Source organism: Gordonia sp. LMA484 (assembly GCF_058129505.1).
In genome coordinates this window covers 5899007-5918706 of the sequence record NZ_CM176700.1, presented here as the reverse complement: position 1 = coordinate 5918706, position 19700 = coordinate 5899007, and the positions used below count along the sequence as shown (strand labels likewise).

Sequence of the window (19700 nt, the reverse complement as noted above, 5' to 3'; positions counted from 1 at the left end):
CGAAGTGAGGGCCTTGACCCCGGATCTTGGACACTGGGTGGGATTCATGCAGCGGTCAATAGTGTAGCACTAGAGTGCTTTTCGTAGTTGATGGGTGACATGTAGCCGCACCAGGAGTGGCGGCGGCGCGTGTTGTACCGCACCAGCCAGCCGAACACTTCGCGATGGCACGTCACCGCATCCGGCCAGAAGCGGTCATCTTGCAGGACCTCCCGCTTGAGAGTCGCATTGAATGATTCGGCCAACGCGTTGTCGGCACTTGTCCCCACCGCCCCCATCGACTGGGTCACCCCCAGCCTGGCGCAGTGTTTCGCGAAATCCCTACTGGTATAGACACTTCCATGGTCACTGTGGAAGATCGCGCCAGCCAAACTACCCCGGGTCAACGCGGCGTTGATCAGCGCCTCGGTGACCAGCTCGGTACGCATGTGATCAGCGATCGCCCAGCCGGCCAGACGCCGCGAATAGCAGTCAATGACCGTGGCCAGGTACAGATTCGTCCCATCTTCCAACGGCAGGTAGGTGATGTCTCCGACATACTTTTCGTTGGGCGCATCTGCGGTGAAGTCCCGTTTGACCAGGTCAGCGACCTTGGCATCGGACGGCTCGGGGATCGTGGTGACCACCCGACGGCGCCGGCGATAGCCGGCGATGCCGTGCTCGGCCATCACCCGCGCCACCCGCTTGTGATTGACCCGCTCCTGCGGTGGCACACCATCATTGAGCTCGGCAGTGATCCGCGGCGCACCACAGGTGCGGTCCTCATCGTGAATCTCGCGGATACGTTGTGCCAGAACAGCATCAGACTCCTCACGAGCCGCCCGGGTCGGCGCAGCTTTACGCCAGGCATAAAACGACGAACATGCGATCTCGAGGAGTTCGCAGAGCCACTTCACCGGGTAGGTGTCGAGGTGGTCGGCGACGAACTGGAAGCGGCTCACCAGTTCGTCTCCCCGGCGAAATATTTGGCCGCCTGACGCAGGATCTCGCGTTCGGTGGTCAACTTCGTCCGCTCGCTGCGCAGCGCGGCGTTTTCGGCCTCCAGACGCTTCACCTTGGCCTCCACAGTCTCCGGGCCATCCTCGGTGACCACCGGCTCCTGACGGGGTTTGAGCGGGCTCTGCGTCGCGCTGCCGTCCGCGGCCCTCTTGCGGCCGGTGCCGTAGGTGGTCAACCACCCACGCAACGTGCCGCGCTCGACGCCGAGATCGGCGGCGATGCCGCGGACCGTGGCGCCCGGCGTGGACTCATACAACTCGACCGCGTCTCTGCGGAACTCCTCCGAATAGTGCTTTCGGGCCATCTCTTGATCATCTCGCTTCCTCCCGCACAGATGCGGGATTCAACGTGTCCAAGATCCGGGGTCAACTGCCTGAGTCGCGTATCGAGACCACCACACCCAACCCGCCGCTGGTCGAGTATCGACACCACCACACCCAACCCGCCGCTGGTCGAGTAGCAGCGAACGCAGTGAGTCGCGTATCGAGACCACCACACCAGACCTCGATCCCGAGCACCCCTCCCGCTGACCCTAGACACTCGGGCGCTCGACCACCCGGGTAGCCGGCTACCCGATTAGCCGCAGGTCGGCTACCCCATTTCCGAGCAGCAATCTGGCGTAGCCGGCTACTCGTGCCATCGAGCCACCCGCGGCTCATTCTGACGTGCGCGGAGCTCGCTCAGCTTCGCCTCCACCCCAACATATCTCAAGGACCCACCATGATCTCCGACGACGACACCAGCACACCCGACGCCGCAGAAACGACCGGGCGTCAGATCATCACGTTCACCGAGGACAGCACCCACGAGCAACGCGTAGCCGCACTCAACTCCGTGAGCGGCATCAGTTCGATCGCATCCAGCGACGAAGCCGGCATCGAGTCGACCTCCGCCGACGACCTCGACGCGTCCGACGCCACCATTTTCGAGCGCTTGGGCGTGGCGGTGGCGACGGTCGATGGCACCGCATTCGAGTCTCTCAGCGAGGTGGCCGACCAGAATCCGGCCATCGTGGCCGTCGAACCCGAACACGTCGTGCACGCCCTCGCCGCGCCACTGGCGCTCGAGACGCATCTGGCCGACGGACGCCTCTACACCTGGGGCCTCCAGGCGACCCGTGCGCTGCTCTCCCAGTTCGACGGCACCGGCGTCCGGGTTGCGGTGCTCGACACCGGTTTCGACCTGACTCATCCGGACTTCGCGGGACGGTCGATCACCACCAAGTCCTTCGTCGCCGGGCAAGACGTCCAGGACGGCAACGGGCACGGCACCCATTGCATCGGAACGTCCTGCGGTCCGCGGCGGATCACCAACGCGCGTGGCTACGGCATCGCGTCGAATGCCGCGATCTTCGCCGGCAAGGTGCTCAGCAATCAGGGCTCCGGCGCCGACGCCGGAATCCTGGCCGGCATCGAGTGGGCCATCGCCAACCGATGCCAGGTGGTGTCGATGTCCCTGGGCGCCAACGTTGCTCAACCGGTACTCGCCTATGAGGTCGTCGGGCAGCGTGCGCTGGCCGCGGGCACGCTCATCATCGCGGCGGCCGGGAACAACGCCCAGCGCCCGGCCAACCCCGGGTTCATCGGCAGTCCGGCCAATTCACCGTCGATCATGTCGGTGGCCGCGCTGGCCTCGGACCTGAAGATGGCGGCGTTCTCGGCGCGGGCAACCGTGGTACCCGGCGGGGCCATCGACATCGCCGCACCCGGATTGGACGTCTATTCGTCCTGGCCGATGCCGACCCGGTACAACACGATCAGCGGAACCTCCATGGCCACACCGCACGTCGCCGGGATCGCCGCGCTCGTGGTACAGAGCACCGGCAAGACCGGAAAGGAACTGTGGAAGGCGCTCGTGACCGATGCGGAGGTCCTGCCCCTTCCGCAGATCGACGCCGGCGCGGGGCTGGCCACCGCGCCCTGAGTCGGCCCGGACCTACTGGCGCGGCGGGTCGAACGCCCCGGCCCGTACCTCGGCACCGTCGCCCAGTGGTCTCCGGATGGACCAGCGTTCGGTGAGGGTGGAGGCCGCCATCTTCCAGACACCGTCCTCGACGACATAGTCGTCGCTGTACTCCCCCGTCATGACCGCTTCGGTGCGGTCGAGCAGGTTGACCTGCCGGAACTTGAGCGTCCACCGTCCGGTGGCGGTGGTCTCGGAGGTCAGGGTGATGTCGGGATGCATGCCGTGGTGCATGTCGAAGATGACGTACTCGCCGTCGACGGTGTGCAGTGCGACCTGCTCGAAGATCTTCGCCATCGGTTCGACGTCGTCGTAGGCGCCGAGCGGGCCGTAGTCGATGCGGGCGCCGGACCGGATGAAGCATTCACGGAACATCTTGGGGTCCTTGGCATCACACGCACGCCAGTAGCGGTGTTTGAGTTGCTTGATCGCGTCGATACTGTCGAGGTCGTCGAGGCGGCGGGCGAGGTCGTCGGTGGAACCCATGGGTTCACGATAGGAGGACTGTCGGGCACGGGGTGCATACTCGAGAACATGACCACGCACACGGTGCGGCGCGAGGTCCTCGGACCGTGGTCCCTGGACACCAGTCGCGAGTTCTGGGAAGGATTCACGCCGGCGGCGCTGCGGGACCAGAAGAAGGACGCGACGTTGACCACGGTGTTCCGGGTCGACGCCGACTGGTCGGTGGCTCACCTGTCGGCGATGCAGCGCGATCAGGTGGCCGAACTGTCGGTCGACGGGGACGGCGATCTCGATGCCGCCGCCGTTCAGGCCGCACGGTTTCTCGCCCTCGACGTCGATGCCCGGAGTTGGCCCGGCGTCGGTGAGCGCGATCCGGTGATCGGCCGCGCGCAGCATCAGCTGCCCGGGCTGCGTCCGTGTGGATTTCACTCGGCCTATGAGGCTGCGGCGTGGTCGGTACTGAGCCAGCGGGTGCGGATCGTGCAGGCCGCGCAGCTGCGGGAGACCCTCATCGCGAATCACGGTGACGACGGCGCGTTTCCGGCGCCCGAGCGGCTGGCACGCGCCGAGCTCGATCTGCCCGGCCGCAAGGGCGAGTACCTGCGTGCGGTCGCCGAGGCCGCGCTCGCCGGCATCCTCGACACCGCGGCACTGCGCGCGCAACCGCCCGAGGAGGCCATCGACGGCGTCCAGCAGATCACCGGCATCGGCCCGTTCGCCGCCGAGCTCATCGTCCTGCGCGGCGCCAACGCACCTGACGTGGTGCCCACCCACGAACGACGGCTCGAAGCCGAGGTCGCGCACCTCTACGGTCCTGACCGTCCCCTGACCGACGTCGCGGAGTTGTGGCGCCCGTTCCGCACGTGGGCGTCGGTGTATCTGCGGGCCCTCGCGGAAAACCGGAACGTCAGTTAGCTTCTGCCAACAGCCCGTCGATGATCGATCGGGCGGTGGGCAGGGCGGTGTCGTCACCCATCTGCGCGCCCGTGTTGGCAGCCGTCACCAGCGCGTTCAGTTCGAAGGCCAGTTCGTGGGGGTCACGCCCCTCGAGGTGCCCCTGGGCCTGCGCCTCGCGGATCTCGTTCTCCAACCAGTCCGACCACTCTCGGTTGTCAGCCTGGATGGCGTCGTGCACCGCGCCTGTGCGGCTGTCGAATTCGGCCGTGGTGGCCACTCGAAAGCATCCCCCGGACAGGACGGGCTCGCTGACGTAATCCAGCCACCGGCTGATGAGTGTCGTTAGCCGCCGCATGCCTCGCGGTTCGGTGAACGACGGCGTCACGACATTGTCGATGAACACCTCGCGGGCCGACTGCACCGCAGCCAGCTGCAGCTTCTCCTTGGTACCGAACAGGGTCGAGACACCGCTCTTGCTCATCCCCAGGTCGTCGGCCAGCCGACCGAGACTCAGACCTGTGAGGCCCTCCGCCGAAGCCACGTCGGCCGCGTGGCGCGCGATCGTCGCGCGAGCTCGCTGCCCCTTTATCAGTCGCTTGTCGGTGGTCTGCTCGATGTCACTCACCCCTCCATCGTGACACTTCGGTCTTGAAAAGGCGAACGATCGGTCGTATTGTTTTCCACATCTCGAACAAAACGTACGACCGTCCGTTGACTATTATCGTCGCGAAGGAAGTCCGATGACCGATCTCCCCCTGACCGATACACCTCCGCCTGATGCCCCTCCGCCCGATGTCCCTGCGTCCGACGTGCGAGTGTCGGGTCTCGCACCGACGACACACCCTTCGAATCCCCGGACCGCCCGGCTCGCGCTGCTAGTCGCATGCGGCGCTGCGTTCGTCTCGTTTCTCGACCTGTCCGTGGTCAACATCGCGTTCCCGGTCCTCGCTCGCGATTTCCCCGCCACCCCCTCGGCGACACTCACCTGGGTGGTCAGCGGGTATGCCATCGCGTTCGCCGCGTTCCTCACGCCCGCAGGGCGATTGGCCGATGTGATCGGTCGGCGGCGCATCCTGCTGGGCGCGTTGGCCGGGTTCGCGCTGACATCACTGCTGTGCGCATTCGCACCCGACATCGGGTGGCTGATCGCCGGTCGAGTTATGCAGGGCGCATCGGCGTCGCTGATGATCCCGGCGGGTCTGGGCCTGGTTCTCAGCGCGGTTCCGATCGAGCGGGCCGGGACCGCCATCGCGGCGTGGACCGCGGCCGGTGGGCTGGCCGCAGCCGTGGGACCAGCGGTCGGCGGTGCTCTGGTCGAGTGGTTCGGTTGGCGGTCGGTGTTCGTCATCAACGTTCCGGTGGCCGCGGTCCTCATCGCCCTCGGCGCGATCATCACCGTGCCCGATACGCGGACGGGTGATCGTGGCTGGCCCGACCTGCTCGGCACCGTCGCCACGGCTGTCGGGATCGGCGCCGTGGTCGCGGCCGTCACCGAAGGGCAGCACTGGGATTGGGACTGGCGGGCGCTGGTGTGCGGAATGGGCGGAGCGGCCCTGCTGGCGGTGGCCCTGCTGCGGTCCCGTCGGCATCCGCGGCCGGCCATCGCGGTCGGTTTGTGGCGCAATCGGGACTATGCGCTCGCGAACGCCGCCTCGTTCGTCTTCGGCGTCACCATGTTCGCGTGGCTCCTGGCCGGACCGTTGTGGCTCGACACGATCTGGCACTACTCAGTGCTGGAGTCCGCGGGTGCGATGACGATCGGCGCCTTCGCGTCGATGGTCGCGGCGGTGGCCGCCGGACGGGCACCAGAGCATCTGCAGCGCAGCCTCGCTGTGGTCGGCGCCGTCCTGTTCGCCGCGTCGACGTTGTACATGAGCACCGACGTCTGGAGCACCGATCCTGCGTTCTGGCTCGCGTGGGTGCCCGGCGGCATCCTCGGTGGCGCCGGGATCGGCATGATCATCACCGTCCTCGGCACGGCCGTGGCGAAATCCTCACCGCCACATCAGTTCGCCGCCGGCATCGGGATGAATGTGACCGCTCGCCAGACCGGCGGCGCACTGGGCATCGCCGTGCTCGCCGCCGTCTTCGCCGCGATCCCCGACCAGCCGGTGACCGCATTTCACACCCTGTTCGCCGTGTGTTCGGCCATCGCTCTCGCGGCCGCCGCCTGCGCAGCCATCCCCACCCGCAACGAGGAGACACCGTCATGAACTACGACCTCACTGCCACCGAAATCGACTGCGAGAAGGACGATCCCATGGTGCTGTCGCCGGCTGCCGCCCGAGACATGCTGGTCGGTGTCCCGTGGCAGCGATTCGCGGTGATCGGCGACTCGATCGCGGCCGGCACGGGCGATTCATGGCCGGGCTACGCCGACGTTCCGTGGGCCGACCGGGTCGCCGGCATGCTGCAGTCCGTTCATCCGGACCTCGGCTATCTGAACACCGGGAAGATCGGCGCGACGATCGGCCAGGTGCACGCCGAGCAGCTGCAGTCCGTCCTCGACTTCCGACCCGACCTGATCCACGTGTCGTGCGGCGGCAACGACCTGCTGCGCTCGGACACCGCCCTGGGGACCCTGGAGGGTGACCTCGATGATCTGTGTGCGGCACTGGGCGCGACCGGCGCGACGCTGTCGTTGTTCACCCTCGCCGATGCGTTCACCGGCGAATTCCTCTGGATGCGGCCACGTTTCATGGAGTTCGCGGACGTGGTGCGTCGCGTGGCCCGACGTCACGATGCGGTGCTCACCGAGTTCTGGGAACATCCGGCGCGGCTGCGACCGAGCTGGCTGAGTCAGGACTACATCCATCTGACGATGGCCGGGCACGCGGTCGTGGCGACGGAGGTGGCCGAGTCGTTGGCGCGGTACCACCGGGAAAGTGTGCTGTCGGTGCAGGCCTGCTGAGGGCACCGATCAGACCGTCGGCGCGGTCTCCTGCGGCCATGCCACGTGCAGACCACGGATCGCGTCCCCGGCCTCGCCGGTCCGCTGCTTGGTGCCCTGCCGCGCAGAGTCCTCGGCCCCGTGGGCCCCGGCACCGAGCAGACCGTATGGCGCCATGGCCTGCTCCACCGACCAGTTCGCCTGCACACCGGCCACCGACAGGTGGACGTCGCCACGTGCGTTGACGATGTAGTCGACGGGCGGCAGCCCGGCCTTCTGCGCGTCCGCTGGTGAGAGTGTCAGCTCGAACTGATTGGCACCCGGATTCGGAAGGGGCTTGGCCTCGGGATCATCCTGTTTCCACGGCTCGTCCGGGTTGGCGCCGGGGTCGCCCGCGCCGAGGGCGTAGGCCAATGCGCCACCGGCGATCCCACCGGCAACGGCGCCGATGGCCGCACCGGCGGCGCCTGCGGCGACGGCCCCCACGGCAGCGCCCGCGGGGATGCCGATCAGAGCGCCGGCTCCGGCACCGACGCCAACCATGTTGAGCCAGGCTGCCTCCCCGAATGGCGGTGGCGCCGCGAACATCCAGGCGAACGTGACGCCGTTGTAGACGGCACCGATGGCCGCGCCGACCGGAACGCCGATGATCGCACCGCCCACTGCGCCCATGGCCGCTGCTGGAATACCCAGGGTCACCGCACCCGCTGTGGCGCCGGTCATCACGCCGATGATCGTCGACGCCGCCTGCCGCGACGCCTCGTCCGCGGGCACGCCCACGGAGATCAACCCCTGCGCGATCTTCGCCTCGCCATAGGCCGACCAGGCGTTGATGGAGTTGACGTCCTTGTCGGACATGCCTGCCGGGATGTCGGTGATGTAGTTGCCGACACGGATCTTGTCCGGCGGTGGCGCGATCGGCCGTACCGGGGCGGTCGGCTTGGGCGCGGTCAGCGGACGAGCCGGGACCGGATCGTAGGCGTTGTCATAGGTCGGCGCGTCATAGGTGCTGGGCTCCACGTACGGCTGGTACGGGGCCTCCTGCGGCGGTGCCGGCAGCGTGCCCGGACCGGGAACTGCGACGGGTGCGATCTCGGGGGTGGGAGTCGTGCCGCCCTGTTCGGGTGCCGCCTGGCCCGGTGTGGTTCCGCCCTGCTGCGGCGCGGTGTCACTCGGGCTGGTTCCGCCCTGCTCGGGTGCGGCCTGGGCGAGGCCGGCCCCGACACCGGTGGCGATCGACGCCGCCAATGCGGCCGACGTCACGGTGAGCTTCAACGATGTACGCCGGTCCTCTGATTGCAGACGATGACGGCCACCGTGTTTCTCCGCGTATTCCACCATTCTTCAGCCCCCGACCCGAAAACCCCGACGCCAACGACCGTTGGCCGGCATCGCACCCTCCAGCGCATGCCGTCAGCAGAATACCGGGCAGTCGGAAAGCCGCAACACGGGGACCAGGAGGCCCCGCCTCAGTTCGCAGCCTTGAGCAGCGCGAGTGCGAGGCGTGCTTCGATGACCGAGATCGGTGTGGGGATCGTCTCGGTGAGATGCAGGTGCGGGCCGTCGTCGGGCGGCGGCGCGTCTGGTTGCGGTGGTGGGTGGAGTTGTGCGCGGACCTGTTCGAGGTGCTGCGCATACAGCACGGCGATGTCGGGGCGCCGGTTGAACTGCTGCGGGTTCGGCGGTGCGCCGTCGGCGCTGTTGCGGCGCCACCAGGTGCGGCCGGTGTGGGGGCCGTCCTCGTAGATGCCGGTGGTGAATTGGCCGATCCCGGGTCCGACCATCCGGTTGTGTTTCGGGCACGCCGGGGTCAGATCGATGATGTCGGTCAGTCCGCCATCAGCGAAGTCGCGGCGGGCGTGATGCAGTTCGACGTGGGAGGCCGGCTGATCACAGCCGGGTGCCGAGCACACCTCCCCGTCCGGGCGGGCGAACGACGCCAACCGTTGAGCCCGGGTGGCACACCGTTTGGCCTGCCCGAAATACAAGGGTTGCGGGCTCGCGTCGGCGAACACCGCCAAATACTGTTGGGCCTCGGCGGCCAACCGGATCACATCGGTGATCGGCAACAGCGACCCGGTGGCGGTGGTGCCGAATCCGGTCTCCCGGATCAGATCGGTGAGGTCGGCCTTGACGATCAGCTGCACCGGCAACCCCCGATGGGATTTGCCCAGCAACCCATCTGCAAACACTGCCCGCAACAAGGCCGCCAACGCATCATGATTCCGTTGGGCCTGGGTGCGGGTGTCGCGGGCGGCGGCCGCTTTCAACGCCTCGGGGTCGGCGTCCTCCTCGGCACCCGAAGGGGCGTCGGGATCCTCGGGGTTGTTGAGACCGGGTTTGGCCCACGCGGCCAGCATCATCTCCAGCAACGCCCGGGTCTCCGGATCCAGATGGCCGGTCAGTTTCGACATCTGCTGCGCGTTCTGCCGATTCAGCCACAGATTCCGCTTACGTTTCCGATCACTGTCGTCGGTCAACTCGCCATCCGGATCCAGATGCGCCAACACCCGCTGACCCAGGATCACGATCTCATCCGGGGTGTGTTTGACCGCCAACTCGGCCAACGACGCCTCGGCGGCCACCTTCTTGTCGTGGGGCGCCTGCTGCGGGATCGTCTCCAGAATGTCGATCACCGTACTCAGATGCGCCGGCCCGACCTCACCGGCCGCGAACGCCGCCGCCAACTCCGGAAAGCGAGGTTCGGCGCACTGCCCACCCAACTGCCGCATCCGCCCGGTCGCCGCGATCTGATCCTTCCGCCGACCAGGTTCGGAGACCCGCACCTCGACATTGAGGAAGTTCGTCAAACTCCGAAACCCCATCGCCCGCGGCACACCCCGATCCGACAACTCCAGAATCTGGCGATTACCCTCGAACAACTGCCGATTGACCGCCCGCTCCGAGGCCCGCGCCACCGCCAGCACCTCCGCATCACTACAGCGCGTCAGATCCGCCGCCGCCAACCGATCCAACACCGCATGCAACTCGGTGAGCAGACCCGGCACCTCCGACAACGACTCCTGCGCGTCCTGCGTGTTCGGCTCGGCCATACCCACCCCCCAGCGGACCATCGTTCGAATATACGTTCGAGAGTAGACCTCATTCGGGCGTCCCGCAAGTGTCATCTCTCAGGACATCGGTGACAGTTCTGCATCAGGACATCGGTGACATCACACGCCCCTTGAATGAGCCGACGATGAGGCCTGCTCGACCGTCACATCGCCATCAACGCGGACTGGTCCTCGGCGTCGTCGCGCAACCGGTCGATCACCTCACGCGTGTGCTCGCCATGTTGCGGCGGCGCGGTCCGTAGCGGTGGCCTTACACCGGAGTAGCTCACGGGAAAGCCGATCTGCCGCAGCTCTCCCGTGTGATGAGCGACGGTGCCGATCATTCCGATCGCCTCGGTGTGCGGGTCCGCGTAGATCTCGTCGAGATGACGGATGGGCGAGACCGGCACCCCGTGCTGTTTGAGAAGCGCGCACCAGTGCACCACCGTGCCGGCGGCGAACACCTCGGACAGGACCTGTTCCAACTTCTCCCGGTTCTCCACACGATCGCGGTTGCGCCAGAACTCCTCGCACTGTGCCAGCTCGGGGCGTCCGATGGCCGCGCACAACGAATCCCACAGGGCGTCGTTGCCAACCGCGATCACGAAGTACCCGTCAGAGGCCGGAAACGCTTGATAAGGAGCCAGATTGGGGTGCGCCGAGCCCATGCCGTGCGGGCGGTGACCGTCGGCGAAGTAGTTGGTCGCCCAGTTGACGTGCATGGCCAGCTGGCATTCATAGAGTGACGTGGTGACGTACTGGCCGCGTCCGGTGCGGGCTCGCTCGACCAGCGCGGAGAGCACCCCGATGACACCGAACAGCCCGGCCCCGAGGTCGCCCATGGCATAGCCGGCCTTCATCGGCGCCCCGCCGGGCTCACCGGTCAGCGACATCAGTCCGCCGGCCGCCTGGGCGATCATGTCGTAGCCGGGTTCGTCGCGTAGCGGACCTTCCTCGCCGAACGCTGAGATGTGCAACACCACCAGGTGCGGGTGGCGGGCGGAGAGATCCCGGTAGTCGAAGATCTTCTGCAGGCTGCTGCCCGGCCGGAAGTTCTCCACCACCACGTCGGCGTCGGCGAGCATGCGGTCGATGAGCTGTTGCCCCTCTTCGCTTTTCAGGTCGACGGTTACGGACTTTTTCCCGCGGTTGACGGCAAGGTAGTAGGTGGCGTCGTCGCCGACGAATGGCGGGCCCCAGGTGCGGGTGGGATCGCCGCCGTCGGGGTGTTCGATCTTGATGACTTCGGCGCCGAGGTCGGCGAACGACATGGTGGCGTACGGGCCGGCCAGGATCTTCGACAGGTCGATGACCTTGATCCCGGCCAGTGGCGCCGGACCGGACTTGGTGGTTGCGTCGGTGTTCATGCGTCTGCTCCTGCGAGTGTGCGGGGTGCGGCGGCGTGGGCCACCTCGGGCGTGACGTCGGTGCCGTCGGCGATGGCGCCCAGGTGCTCGATGGCGGAGGCTGAGTGTTCGCCGTCGAGGCCGGCCAGATACGCGTTGGCGACGAGCAGCGAACGGTAGCCGCGGCCGGCGCTGAGGCGGTGGGCGGCGATGTCGAACAGCTGGGTCGCCAGCACCGCTTGCGCAAGGTCGTCGGCGTAACGGGCACAGGCGATCTGAGCGGATGCGTCATCGGCGGCGAGGAGATCGTCCCCGCGTGTGACGAGCCGATGCCATCGCTCGGTCAACATGTCCGCTCCGGGCGTGCAGTCGGGGCCCAGGCCGGCGAGGGTGGCAATCATCGTGTCCGCGAGGTGCCGATGTGCGTTCTGCTTGCGCATACAACGCAGGACATCGAGGGCGATGACGTTCGACGATCCCTCCCAGATGGAGCCGAGATGGGCGTCGCGCAGCAGCTTCGCGAATCCCCACTCCTCGATGTAGCCGTTCCCGCCTCGGATCTCCATCGCCTCGCCGGTCACGTGCCGGGCACGTTTACAGACATGATGTTTCGCGATCGGGGTGAGGATGCGTATGAGGTTGCGTGCGTCGCTGTCCTGGTCGTCGGCGCGGCGCAGGCAGTCGGCGCTGTAGCCGACGAGGGCGAGCGCGGCCTCGGCGTCGAGCAACAGTGGTAGCAGGGTGGCCCGCATGAGCGGCTGATCGAACAGGTTCTGGCCGAACACGACCCGCTCGCGGGTGTGCGCGACGGCGTCGCGCACGGCCCGTCTCATCAGCGCAGTCGAACGCATCGCGTTGGACAGCCGCGAGGTGTTGACCATCTCGGCCATCTGTCGGAAACCGCGGTCGAGCGCTCCGACCTGGATGCCGACGGCCCCGTCGAGGGTGACCTCGCCGCTGGGCATCGACCGGGTGCCGAGCTTGTCCTTCAGCCGGTCGATGGTGTAACTGTTGCGGCTGCCGTCGGCAAGGTGCTTGGGCACCATGAACATTCCGACACCGCGGGTGGAACCCTCGGCTCCGCCGGGGAATCGGGCGAGGGTGATGATGACGTCGGCGTCGGGATTGGAGGCGAACCATTTCTTCCCGGACAACCTCCACGTGCCACCGTCGCGGACCGCCGTCGTGGAGGTCTGCGCGATGTCGGTGCCGGCCTGCGGTTCGGTCATGAACATGGCGCCGGTCAGCGACGTCGTCGGGTCGGAGGAGATGAGCCCGTCGATCCACGGCCCGAAAATCTCCGGGTCCCCGAACATGCGAAGCGTGCGAGCGGCGGCGTCGGTCATCGACACGGGGCAAGCCAAACCGAATTCGGACTGCACGAACAGGTATGACGCGAGGTACTTGACCAGATGCGGTGGCTTGGTGGTCCATCCGTGAATCGCTTTGTGCGACAGCGCCGACAGCCCGTACTCGTAGTAGGCGGCGGCGCACAGCTCGCGGTAGGCGGGGTGATAGTCGATCTCGTCGATCCGGTTGCCGTCCCGGTCGAACTGGCGCAGTACCGGCGGATGCTGATCGGCGATGGCGGCCAGATCGGTGAGCCGCTCGGCGGCATCGGCGCCCAGTCGGTCGAGCAGTGCGTCGGTACGGTCGCGGTCGTCCGCGTCGATCCACCGGTCGACGACCGCGGTCAGTGCGGGATCGGTGTGTGCGTAATTCATCAAATGCCTTTCAGGTCAGTTGTTGTTGGCGCCCTTCGTGACGGCCCTCCGCTAGCGCTCCAGGCCTCCTCAGGGATCGGGTAACGGTTCCGCTAGCGCTCCGGGCCTCCTCAGGGATCGGGTAACGGTTCCGCTAGCGCTCCGGGCCTCCTCAGGGATCGGGTAACGCCCTCCCCGTGCGCCGATGAGCTTGCGAGCGTCACCTCACCGCTCCCTGAGGAGCCTCCGAGCTTGCGAGGATGCGTCACGAAGGGGCGACACTTCACGACGTACTCGCAACCGCTTCCAGCCGCTCCGGCACCTCATCCACCGCCTCAACCCCATCCGGCCGCAGCAGGATGCGCATGCAGATCAGGGACAGCAGCACGTAGCCGAGCGCGAGACCGACCACCGGCCAGATCGATCCGGACTTGGTGAGCAGGAACTGACTGATCATCGGCGCCGTTCCCGCGAAGATCGCCGTCGACACCTGATAGGCGAGGGAGATGCCGGTGTAGCGGATGTGCGTCGGGAACCGTTGCGCGAGAATACCGGCGAGTGCCGAGTAGTACATGGCGTGCGGTGCGGTGGCCAGCGCCATACCCACGATCGCCAACGTCAACGACCCGGTCTTCACCAAAAGGAACATCATCGGCAGCAGCACGAGTTCGGGCAGCAGGATCACGGCGACGGCGCGACGTGGGTTGATGCGGGTGGCGAGCACAGCACCGAACGGCTGCACCAGCACCTGCACCACCAGCGAGATGGTGACCACGAGCAGGAACTCACTGCGGCCGAAGCCGAGATCCGATGTCGCCCAGCTGAGCGCGAAGGTCGTCTTGATGTAGGTGATGGCCACGCCGGCGACGACCGCGCCGATACCGAGCAACACCTTGCCGCCGTGCGAGCGCAGTACCTCCACGATGGGGATGCGGTTGCGCTCCTGCGCCGCTGCGGCTTTCTGCATCTCCGGCGTCTCGCTGATCCTCAACCGGATGTACAGCGCGACGATGACCAGGGCTGCGGAGCCGAGGAACGGCAGTCGCCAGCCCCAGGTGTCGAAGACGTTGTCCGACAGCACCGACAGCGCCAAGAAGGCCAGCGTGGCGAGCAGATTGCCGACAGGAGAGCCCTGTTGGGCGAACGCGCCGTAGAGCACCTTCTTGTCCTTCGGTGCGAACTCGGTGGCGATCAGCACCGCGCCACCCCACTCGCCGCCCATCGCGATGCCCTGCAGCACCCGGAGCAGCACCAACAGGATCGGTGCCCAGATACCGATGGTCGCGTAAGTGGGCAGCAGCCCGACGCCGATGGTGCCGGCACCCATCAACGCCAGGGTGATGATGACCGCGTTCTTGCGGCCGAACTTGTCACCGAAGTGACCGAAGATGATGCCGCCGAGCGGACGGGCGACGAATCCGACGGCGAAGGTGGCGAACGCGGCCAGCGTTCCGATGGCGGGCGAGACGTCGGGGAAGAACAGGCGCCCCAGGACGAGTGCCGAGGCGGTGCCGTAGATGTAGAAGTCGAACCATTCGATGGTGGTGCCGACGAAGGCGGTGATGCCGGCCTTGCGGGCCTGCCGGACGTCGTACGGCGGCTGGTCGGCGTCGCCGCCGGGGTCCGCGCTCGGGACTGTCGAGGTCACTCGTGCTCCTCTCGTGTGACGCGCCGGTTCGCGTCGATGTGGTGAGACTCCCATCACTCTCCGACCAGCATCATGTAAAGTCCAGGACCTAATTCCACATGACTATGTGGTGATCGATACATAAAGGCGGTGACCTGTGGAGTTGCGTCAGATCCGGGCGTTCCTCGCGGTCGCCGACGAGCTGCACTTCGGTCGCGCGGCCGCCAAGCTGCACATCGCGCAGTCACCGCTGAGTCAGCTGATCCGTTCCCTGGAGAAAGAACTGGATGTCGAGCTGTTCATCCGCACCACCCGGTCGGTGCAGCTCTCCCCCGCCGGGACGGCCCTGCTCGGCCCGGCCCGCATCATCGACTCACAGATACAGGCGGCGCGGACGGTGACCCGGGCAGCCGCGGCCGGTGAGACGGGGGTGGTCCGGATCGGGTTCGGCGGGGCGAGTGGCTATGTGGCGCTGTCCGCGCTGACACGCGAAATGGCCGAACGACATCCCGGCATCCATCTGGACCTGCGGCCGCAGACCTATTCCGGCGAGGTGGTGGACCTGCTCGACGACGGTGCGATCGACATGGGGATCGTCGCCTTGCCGGTGGCGCCGGACCTGTCCACGGTGACCGTACGTACCGAGCCGCTCGTGGTGGCCCTACCCGCCGAGCACCGGCTGGCCGCACACGAGCGGGTGTCGGTTGCCGACCTCGTCGACGACCCGTTCGTCGTGTACCCCTCCGCACATGGTTCCCGCGTGCGCGACGCCGCGTTCGCGCTGTGTTCGGCCGCCGGCTTCATCCCGCAGATCGCGCGCGAAGCTCCGGATCCGTACAGTCTGCTCGCGCTCGTCGGCGTCGGGATCGGGGTGGCGGTGGTGGTGGAGGCCACCACTCACATCACGGTCGACGGCGTCGTCTACCGCCCCATCGACGGCGACGTTCCGGAGCTGCGCATCGCGTTGGCGTGGCGCGCCGATCGGATCTCTGCGGCCGCGCAGCGGGTGGTCGAAGTGGTGCGCAATTCCGCGCTCAATTGATCTGCCGACCGGTGACCAGCAAGGCGCCGTCCTTGAAAACGGCTGCGGTACATCGGAATGTGTTGTTGGGTCCGAGGCCGGAACCGCTCGGCAGATCGCCCTCGATGCGGACGGTTCCGGTGACCGCCCAGCTCGTGGCCACCGTCGACCGGTCACGCCCGGCCTCACGGAGCGCGGTCAGCTCGGCGTCGCGGAGACCCGAGGTGCGTGTCTTGACGTCGGAGAACTCGGCGGTGTCGGCTTGGGTTCCGCTGCCGCCGTTGCTCTCGAGTCGGTCACGGACGTCGTCGCGGATCGCGGTGACGCAGTGATCGGTGGCTGCGGATTCGCTGTCTTCGCGATTCTGGATCGTGGTGCGCCCATGCAGTGCGGCGATCACCAGGATCACCACGACGACCGCGATGACGATACCCCACAGCGGCCACCGACGTGGCAGGCGGACACGCGAGGTCATGTAGTCACCGATCATGGAGGGGCTCAGGTTCACCCACACAGCCGCATAGCTAACTTTATAGGTACCAAAGTACGATATCAGGCACGTTGGTGTACTTTTCTAGTTCTGGGAGATTCCGTGACCTGGCCCGCGTGCCGCATCGAGGAACGTCCATGGGAGCCCCGCGGGCGGTCGGGATCACGCGCGGACCGCACGCTGCGTGCCATCGATGTGTCGATCCCACCGATGATCGCGGACCTCGACTACAACCCCACTGCCGCCGTGGCCAGACGTCACGAGGATGCCGTCATCGCGGTCGCCCGACTCGAGGCCGGATATGGCGGTCACCTGGCGCCGCTCGCGGACTTCCTGCTCCGCAGCGAAGCGATCGCGTCATCGAAGATCGAACATATCGACGCGGGACTGCGCGCGTTCGGAAAGGCTCTGGCGGGGGCGAAGTCCGGTACTGAAGCACAATCGCAGCTCGCCGCAGTGCGAGCCCTGATCACGATGGTCGACGCGGCGAACGATGGCCCCATCACACTTGATCTTCTCTTTCGGGCGCACCGGACGCTCATGGCGCCCGACTACTATCAGGCTCGCGAGGCCGGGGCTCTTCGCGATGTGCAGAACTGGATCGGCGGTAGCGATCATTCACCGCTCGGTGCGCGGTATGTCCCTCCCCCGCCCGAAGCGGTTGCCCCGCTGATGGACGATCTGATCAGATTCAGCGATCGGCGTGATCTGCCGATCCTAGCCCAAGCCGCGATTGCCCATGCACAATTCGACTCGATCCACCCGTTCGTCGACGGCAACGGCCGTATCGGTCGCGCAGTGATCAGCGCGATCCTGCGACGCCGAGGTCTCACCGAGCGTGTCACGATTCCCCTGGCGTCGGCGATGCTGGCGAACACGACCCGCTATTTCGCGAAGCTCGACGACTATCGCACCGGGGATGTCGATGGCTTCGTCGCTTATGTGGCATCCGGGACCGTGCATGCGGTCGCCGGTTCCGTGGAGACCGCCCGCGTGCTTGCCGAACTCCCCACCGAGTGGCGTGACCGGGCCCGGCCTCGCGCGAATTCGGCCGATGCCGCGTTGATCGACGCGCTGCTCGCGACACCTGTCATGGATGCCGACACTGCGCAACGCATCACGATGACATCGGACGTGAGCACCTACCGCGCCCTGGCCCGACTGACGGGTGCCGGAGTCCTGGAGCCGCTGAGATCGAGTCGCCGCAACCAGATCTGGGCGGCCACCGACGTCCTCGCGGAACTCGACTCGCTCTCGGCGGCCATCGGTCGGCGCACCCTCGCCGAGTAACCGTCCCGTCAGCCACCCCGCCCACCCTGGGCGGCATACACTTCGTCATCTATGGCGCCGGCGCGGTCGGTGGTGTGATCGGTGGTCATCTGTTCCGGGCCGGAGTTCCGACGACGCTGGTCACGCGCGTCGCCCACCACGCCGATCGTGTCGGCGTAGAACGGCGTCGCCAACGAGCGACATCGGCCGGTTCGCGAGCGGCGTCGACGGTGTCGCCGAAGCGATCTCCACCGATCTGCGGGCCGCGGAGTTCGTCTCACAGACCCGCGACGCCATCATGGCGTGGAAGTACCTCAAGCTCATCATGAATCTGGTGCATGTACTCACCGATCAGAGACGGACAACAGGTTCACCAGACCACTGTGTCGCCGACATCGCGTAGGCCAACGTACAACAACGGGCGAGTTGGTGGACCTTTTCTGCTTCCCGGACGTTCAGTGTCCGGCGCGGGCGTCACTCACCAGTGCCACGCCTGGCCGCCGACGTTGCGAATGGTGCGCTGCAGCACGGTGATGGTGGTCGCGAAGTCGTCATCGGAGATACCCTGGCGACGTTCGGCTTCCAGCTCACCCTGAACGCCGGCCCCGGCCGTGAACCGCTCGTCACCTGCTGCGGTCAGCGTCAGCACACCGGCGTCCCGCACGATCCATCCCTTGTCGATCGCGGCGTCGATGGCTGTGGTGATCGCTGTGTCGGATTCGTTCGGTCCGACCGTCGCCACCACATCGTGCTCTGCGACACCGTCTCGGTGTAGCGACAGTTGGTGCAGCACCCACCATTCCGGCTGCGTGATGCCCGCCTCGGCGAGACGAGAACGGGTTCGGGAGCGGATGGCCTCGCCTGCGCGGGCCGTCCAGAATCCGATCGGTTGCCGCAGGGGCGGCTGCATGTCATTGGTCACAGGTCGACGCTAGAACTTCAAGTTCAGTTGAGGTCAAGGCTCGTGCGTCGGCCATCGGCGCCTACCCTGGGCGGCATGCACTTCGTCATCTATGGCGCCGGCGCGGTCGGCGGTGTGATCGGTGGTCACCTGTTCCGGGCCGGAGTTTCGACGACGCTGGTCGCGCGCGGCGCACATCTGGCGGCGATCCGTGATCGTGGGCTCGTCCTGGACACCGCGGCCCGAACGCACACCCTGGAGGTCCCGGCCGTGTCCGGAGCGGCCGACGTGGCCTGGACCGACGACACCGTGGTGCTGCTGTGCGTGAAGTCGCAGCAGACCGCCGCCGCGCTGGATGACCTCGTCGAACACGCGCCGCCCACCACGCCGATCGTGTCGGCGCAGAACGGCGTCGCCAACGAGCGAGAGATCCTGCGGCGCTTCGGCCACGTCTATTCGCTGTGTGTGATGCTGCCGGCGCGTCACCTCGACCCGGGTGTGGTGGTGCAACGATCTGCCGGTGCGCCCGGCATTCTCGACGTCGGCCGGTTCCCGAGCGGCGTCGACGATGTCGCCGAAGCGATCTCCACCGACCTACGGGCCGCGGGGTTCGTCTCACAGACCCGCGACGACATCATGGCGTGGAAATACCGCAAGCTCATCATGAATCTGGTGAACGGCGTCGATGCCACCTTCCGGCGCGACGGCGAGGCCTACCGCGAACTCGTGAAACGGGCACGCGCCGAGGGCGAGGCGGTGCTCGCGGCAGCTGCCATCGACGTGGTCAGCGACGCGACCGACCGCGAACGCCGGGGTTCCCATATTGATCTGCGCCCGGAAGAAGCCGGTGCGGTGAGCAGCTCGACGTGGCAGAGCGTCACCCGCGGCGCCGGAAATGTCGAGATCGACTATCTGGCAGGCGAGGTCGTGCTGCTCGGGCGGCTGCACGGTGTGCCGACGCCGGTCAACGAGCTCGTGCAGACCGAAACGTCGCGACTGGTGCGGGAACAACGTCCGGCCGGCAGTCTGGATGCGGCGGACGCATTGCGGCAGTTGGACGCATAGCCCGACGTCGCA

General features: G+C 66.9%; 18 protein-coding genes. 8 read left to right on the top strand and 10 right to left on the bottom strand.

Translation table 11 applies throughout. From position 1 onward, the window contains the following. Positions 1-44: 44 nt before the first annotated feature. Positions 45-1303, bottom strand: a protein-coding gene (locus tag AC4AMJ_RS26295) for an IS3 family transposase (protein WP_489915819.1) whose coding sequence is annotated in 2 segments (ribosomal slippage) — positions 45-958 and positions 958-1303 — 1260 coding nt in all. Because the reading frame shifts where the segments join, the coding sequence is not laid out codon by codon here. Between the two features lie 416 nt (positions 1304-1719). On the opposite strand from AC4AMJ_RS26295, the gene AC4AMJ_RS26290 reads away from it, so the two are divergent. Further along, positions 1720-2922, top strand: a complete 1203-nt coding sequence (locus tag AC4AMJ_RS26290; RefSeq protein ID WP_489898241.1) for a S8 family serine peptidase — start codon at positions 1720-1722, stop codon at positions 2920-2922. 12 nt (positions 2923-2934) lie between these two features. Here AC4AMJ_RS26290 and AC4AMJ_RS26285 read toward each other — a convergent pair whose 3' ends face one another. Then, complete coding sequence (locus AC4AMJ_RS26285) at positions 2935-3447, bottom strand: nuclear transport factor 2 family protein (RefSeq protein ID WP_489915817.1); 513 nt, start codon at positions 3445-3447, stop codon at positions 2935-2937. A gap of 48 nt (positions 3448-3495) precedes the next feature. On the opposite strand from AC4AMJ_RS26285, the gene AC4AMJ_RS26280 reads away from it, so the two are divergent. After that, positions 3496-4341: a DNA-3-methyladenine glycosylase family protein gene (locus AC4AMJ_RS26280; RefSeq protein ID WP_489915815.1), complete on the top strand. Its 846-nt coding sequence runs from the start codon at positions 3496-3498 to the stop codon at positions 4339-4341. Here the strand turns inward: AC4AMJ_RS26280 and AC4AMJ_RS26275 are convergent. Beyond that, positions 4334-4948: a TetR/AcrR family transcriptional regulator gene (locus AC4AMJ_RS26275; protein WP_489915813.1), complete on the bottom strand. Its 615-nt coding sequence runs from the start codon at positions 4946-4948 to the stop codon at positions 4334-4336. The genes AC4AMJ_RS26280 and AC4AMJ_RS26275 overlap by 8 nt on opposite strands. Positions 4949-5063: 115 nt before the next feature. On the opposite strand from AC4AMJ_RS26275, the gene AC4AMJ_RS26270 reads away from it, so the two are divergent. After that, the gene (locus AC4AMJ_RS26270) at positions 5064-6536 is read left to right on the top strand and encodes an MFS transporter (protein WP_489915811.1); all 1473 of its coding nucleotides are present in this window, start codon (positions 5064-5066) and stop codon (positions 6534-6536) included. Beyond that, positions 6533-7234: an SGNH/GDSL hydrolase family protein gene (locus tag AC4AMJ_RS26265; RefSeq protein WP_489915809.1), complete on the top strand. Its 702-nt coding sequence runs from the start codon at positions 6533-6535 to the stop codon at positions 7232-7234. The genes AC4AMJ_RS26270 and AC4AMJ_RS26265 overlap by 4 nt, the downstream gene beginning before the upstream one ends. Positions 7235-7243: 9 nt before the next feature. On the opposite strand, the gene AC4AMJ_RS26260 is transcribed toward AC4AMJ_RS26265, so the two are convergent. From AC4AMJ_RS26260 to AC4AMJ_RS26240, 5 genes are all read right to left on the bottom strand, one after another. Further along, the gene (locus tag AC4AMJ_RS26260) at positions 7244-8554 is read right to left on the bottom strand and encodes a hypothetical protein (protein ID WP_489915807.1); all 1311 of its coding nucleotides are present in this window, start codon (positions 8552-8554) and stop codon (positions 7244-7246) included. Between the two features lie 128 nt (positions 8555-8682). After that, complete coding sequence (locus AC4AMJ_RS26255) at positions 8683-10287, bottom strand: HNH endonuclease signature motif containing protein (RefSeq protein WP_489915805.1); 1605 nt, start codon at positions 10285-10287, stop codon at positions 8683-8685. A 143-nt stretch (positions 10288-10430) separates the two neighbouring features. Further along, positions 10431-11633: a CaiB/BaiF CoA transferase family protein gene (locus AC4AMJ_RS26250; protein WP_489915803.1), complete on the bottom strand. Its 1203-nt coding sequence runs from the start codon at positions 11631-11633 to the stop codon at positions 10431-10433. Beyond that, entirely contained in the window at positions 11630-13336 is a 1707-nt protein-coding gene (locus tag AC4AMJ_RS26245; RefSeq protein ID WP_489915801.1) for an acyl-CoA dehydrogenase family protein, read from the bottom strand. Before AC4AMJ_RS26245 ends, AC4AMJ_RS26250 begins: the two co-directional genes overlap by 4 nt. Before the next feature lie 262 nt (positions 13337-13598). Then, positions 13599-14963 (bottom strand): MFS transporter, encoded by a 1365-nt coding sequence (locus AC4AMJ_RS26240; RefSeq protein WP_489915799.1) that lies wholly within the window; start codon positions 14961-14963, stop codon positions 13599-13601. Positions 14964-15099: 136 nt separating this feature from the next. Between AC4AMJ_RS26240 and AC4AMJ_RS26235 the strand changes: the two genes are divergently transcribed. Continuing rightward, positions 15100-15984 carry a LysR family transcriptional regulator gene (locus AC4AMJ_RS26235; RefSeq protein ID WP_489898252.1) on the top strand — a complete coding sequence of 295 codons (885 nt, stop codon included), beginning with the start codon at positions 15100-15102 and terminating at the stop codon, positions 15982-15984. Here the strand turns inward: AC4AMJ_RS26235 and AC4AMJ_RS26230 are convergent. After that, positions 15977-16438, bottom strand: coding sequence for a hypothetical protein (locus AC4AMJ_RS26230; protein WP_489915797.1), 462 nt, complete (start codon positions 16436-16438; stop codon positions 15977-15979). The two genes, AC4AMJ_RS26235 and AC4AMJ_RS26230, sit on opposite strands and share 8 nt — an antisense overlap. A 117-nt stretch (positions 16439-16555) precedes the next feature. Between AC4AMJ_RS26230 and AC4AMJ_RS26225 the strand changes: the two genes are divergently transcribed. Continuing rightward, the gene (locus AC4AMJ_RS26225) at positions 16556-17743 is read left to right on the top strand and encodes a Fic family protein (RefSeq protein WP_489915795.1); all 1188 of its coding nucleotides are present in this window, start codon (positions 16556-16558) and stop codon (positions 17741-17743) included. Between the two features lie 74 nt (positions 17744-17817). Then, positions 17818-18051, top strand: a complete 234-nt coding sequence (locus AC4AMJ_RS26220; protein ID WP_489915793.1) for a hypothetical protein — start codon at positions 17818-17820, stop codon at positions 18049-18051. A 149-nt stretch (positions 18052-18200) separates the two neighbouring features. On the opposite strand, the gene AC4AMJ_RS26215 is transcribed toward AC4AMJ_RS26220, so the two are convergent. Then, positions 18201-18644 carry a MarR family winged helix-turn-helix transcriptional regulator gene (locus tag AC4AMJ_RS26215; protein ID WP_489915791.1) on the bottom strand — a complete coding sequence of 148 codons (444 nt, stop codon included), beginning with the start codon at positions 18642-18644 and terminating at the stop codon, positions 18201-18203. 75 nt (positions 18645-18719) lie between these two features. Between AC4AMJ_RS26215 and AC4AMJ_RS26210 the strand changes: the two genes are divergently transcribed. Continuing rightward, positions 18720-19688, top strand: coding sequence for a ketopantoate reductase family protein (locus tag AC4AMJ_RS26210; RefSeq protein ID WP_489915789.1), 969 nt, complete (start codon positions 18720-18722; stop codon positions 19686-19688). The last annotated feature ends 12 nt before the right edge of the window (positions 19689-19700 follow it).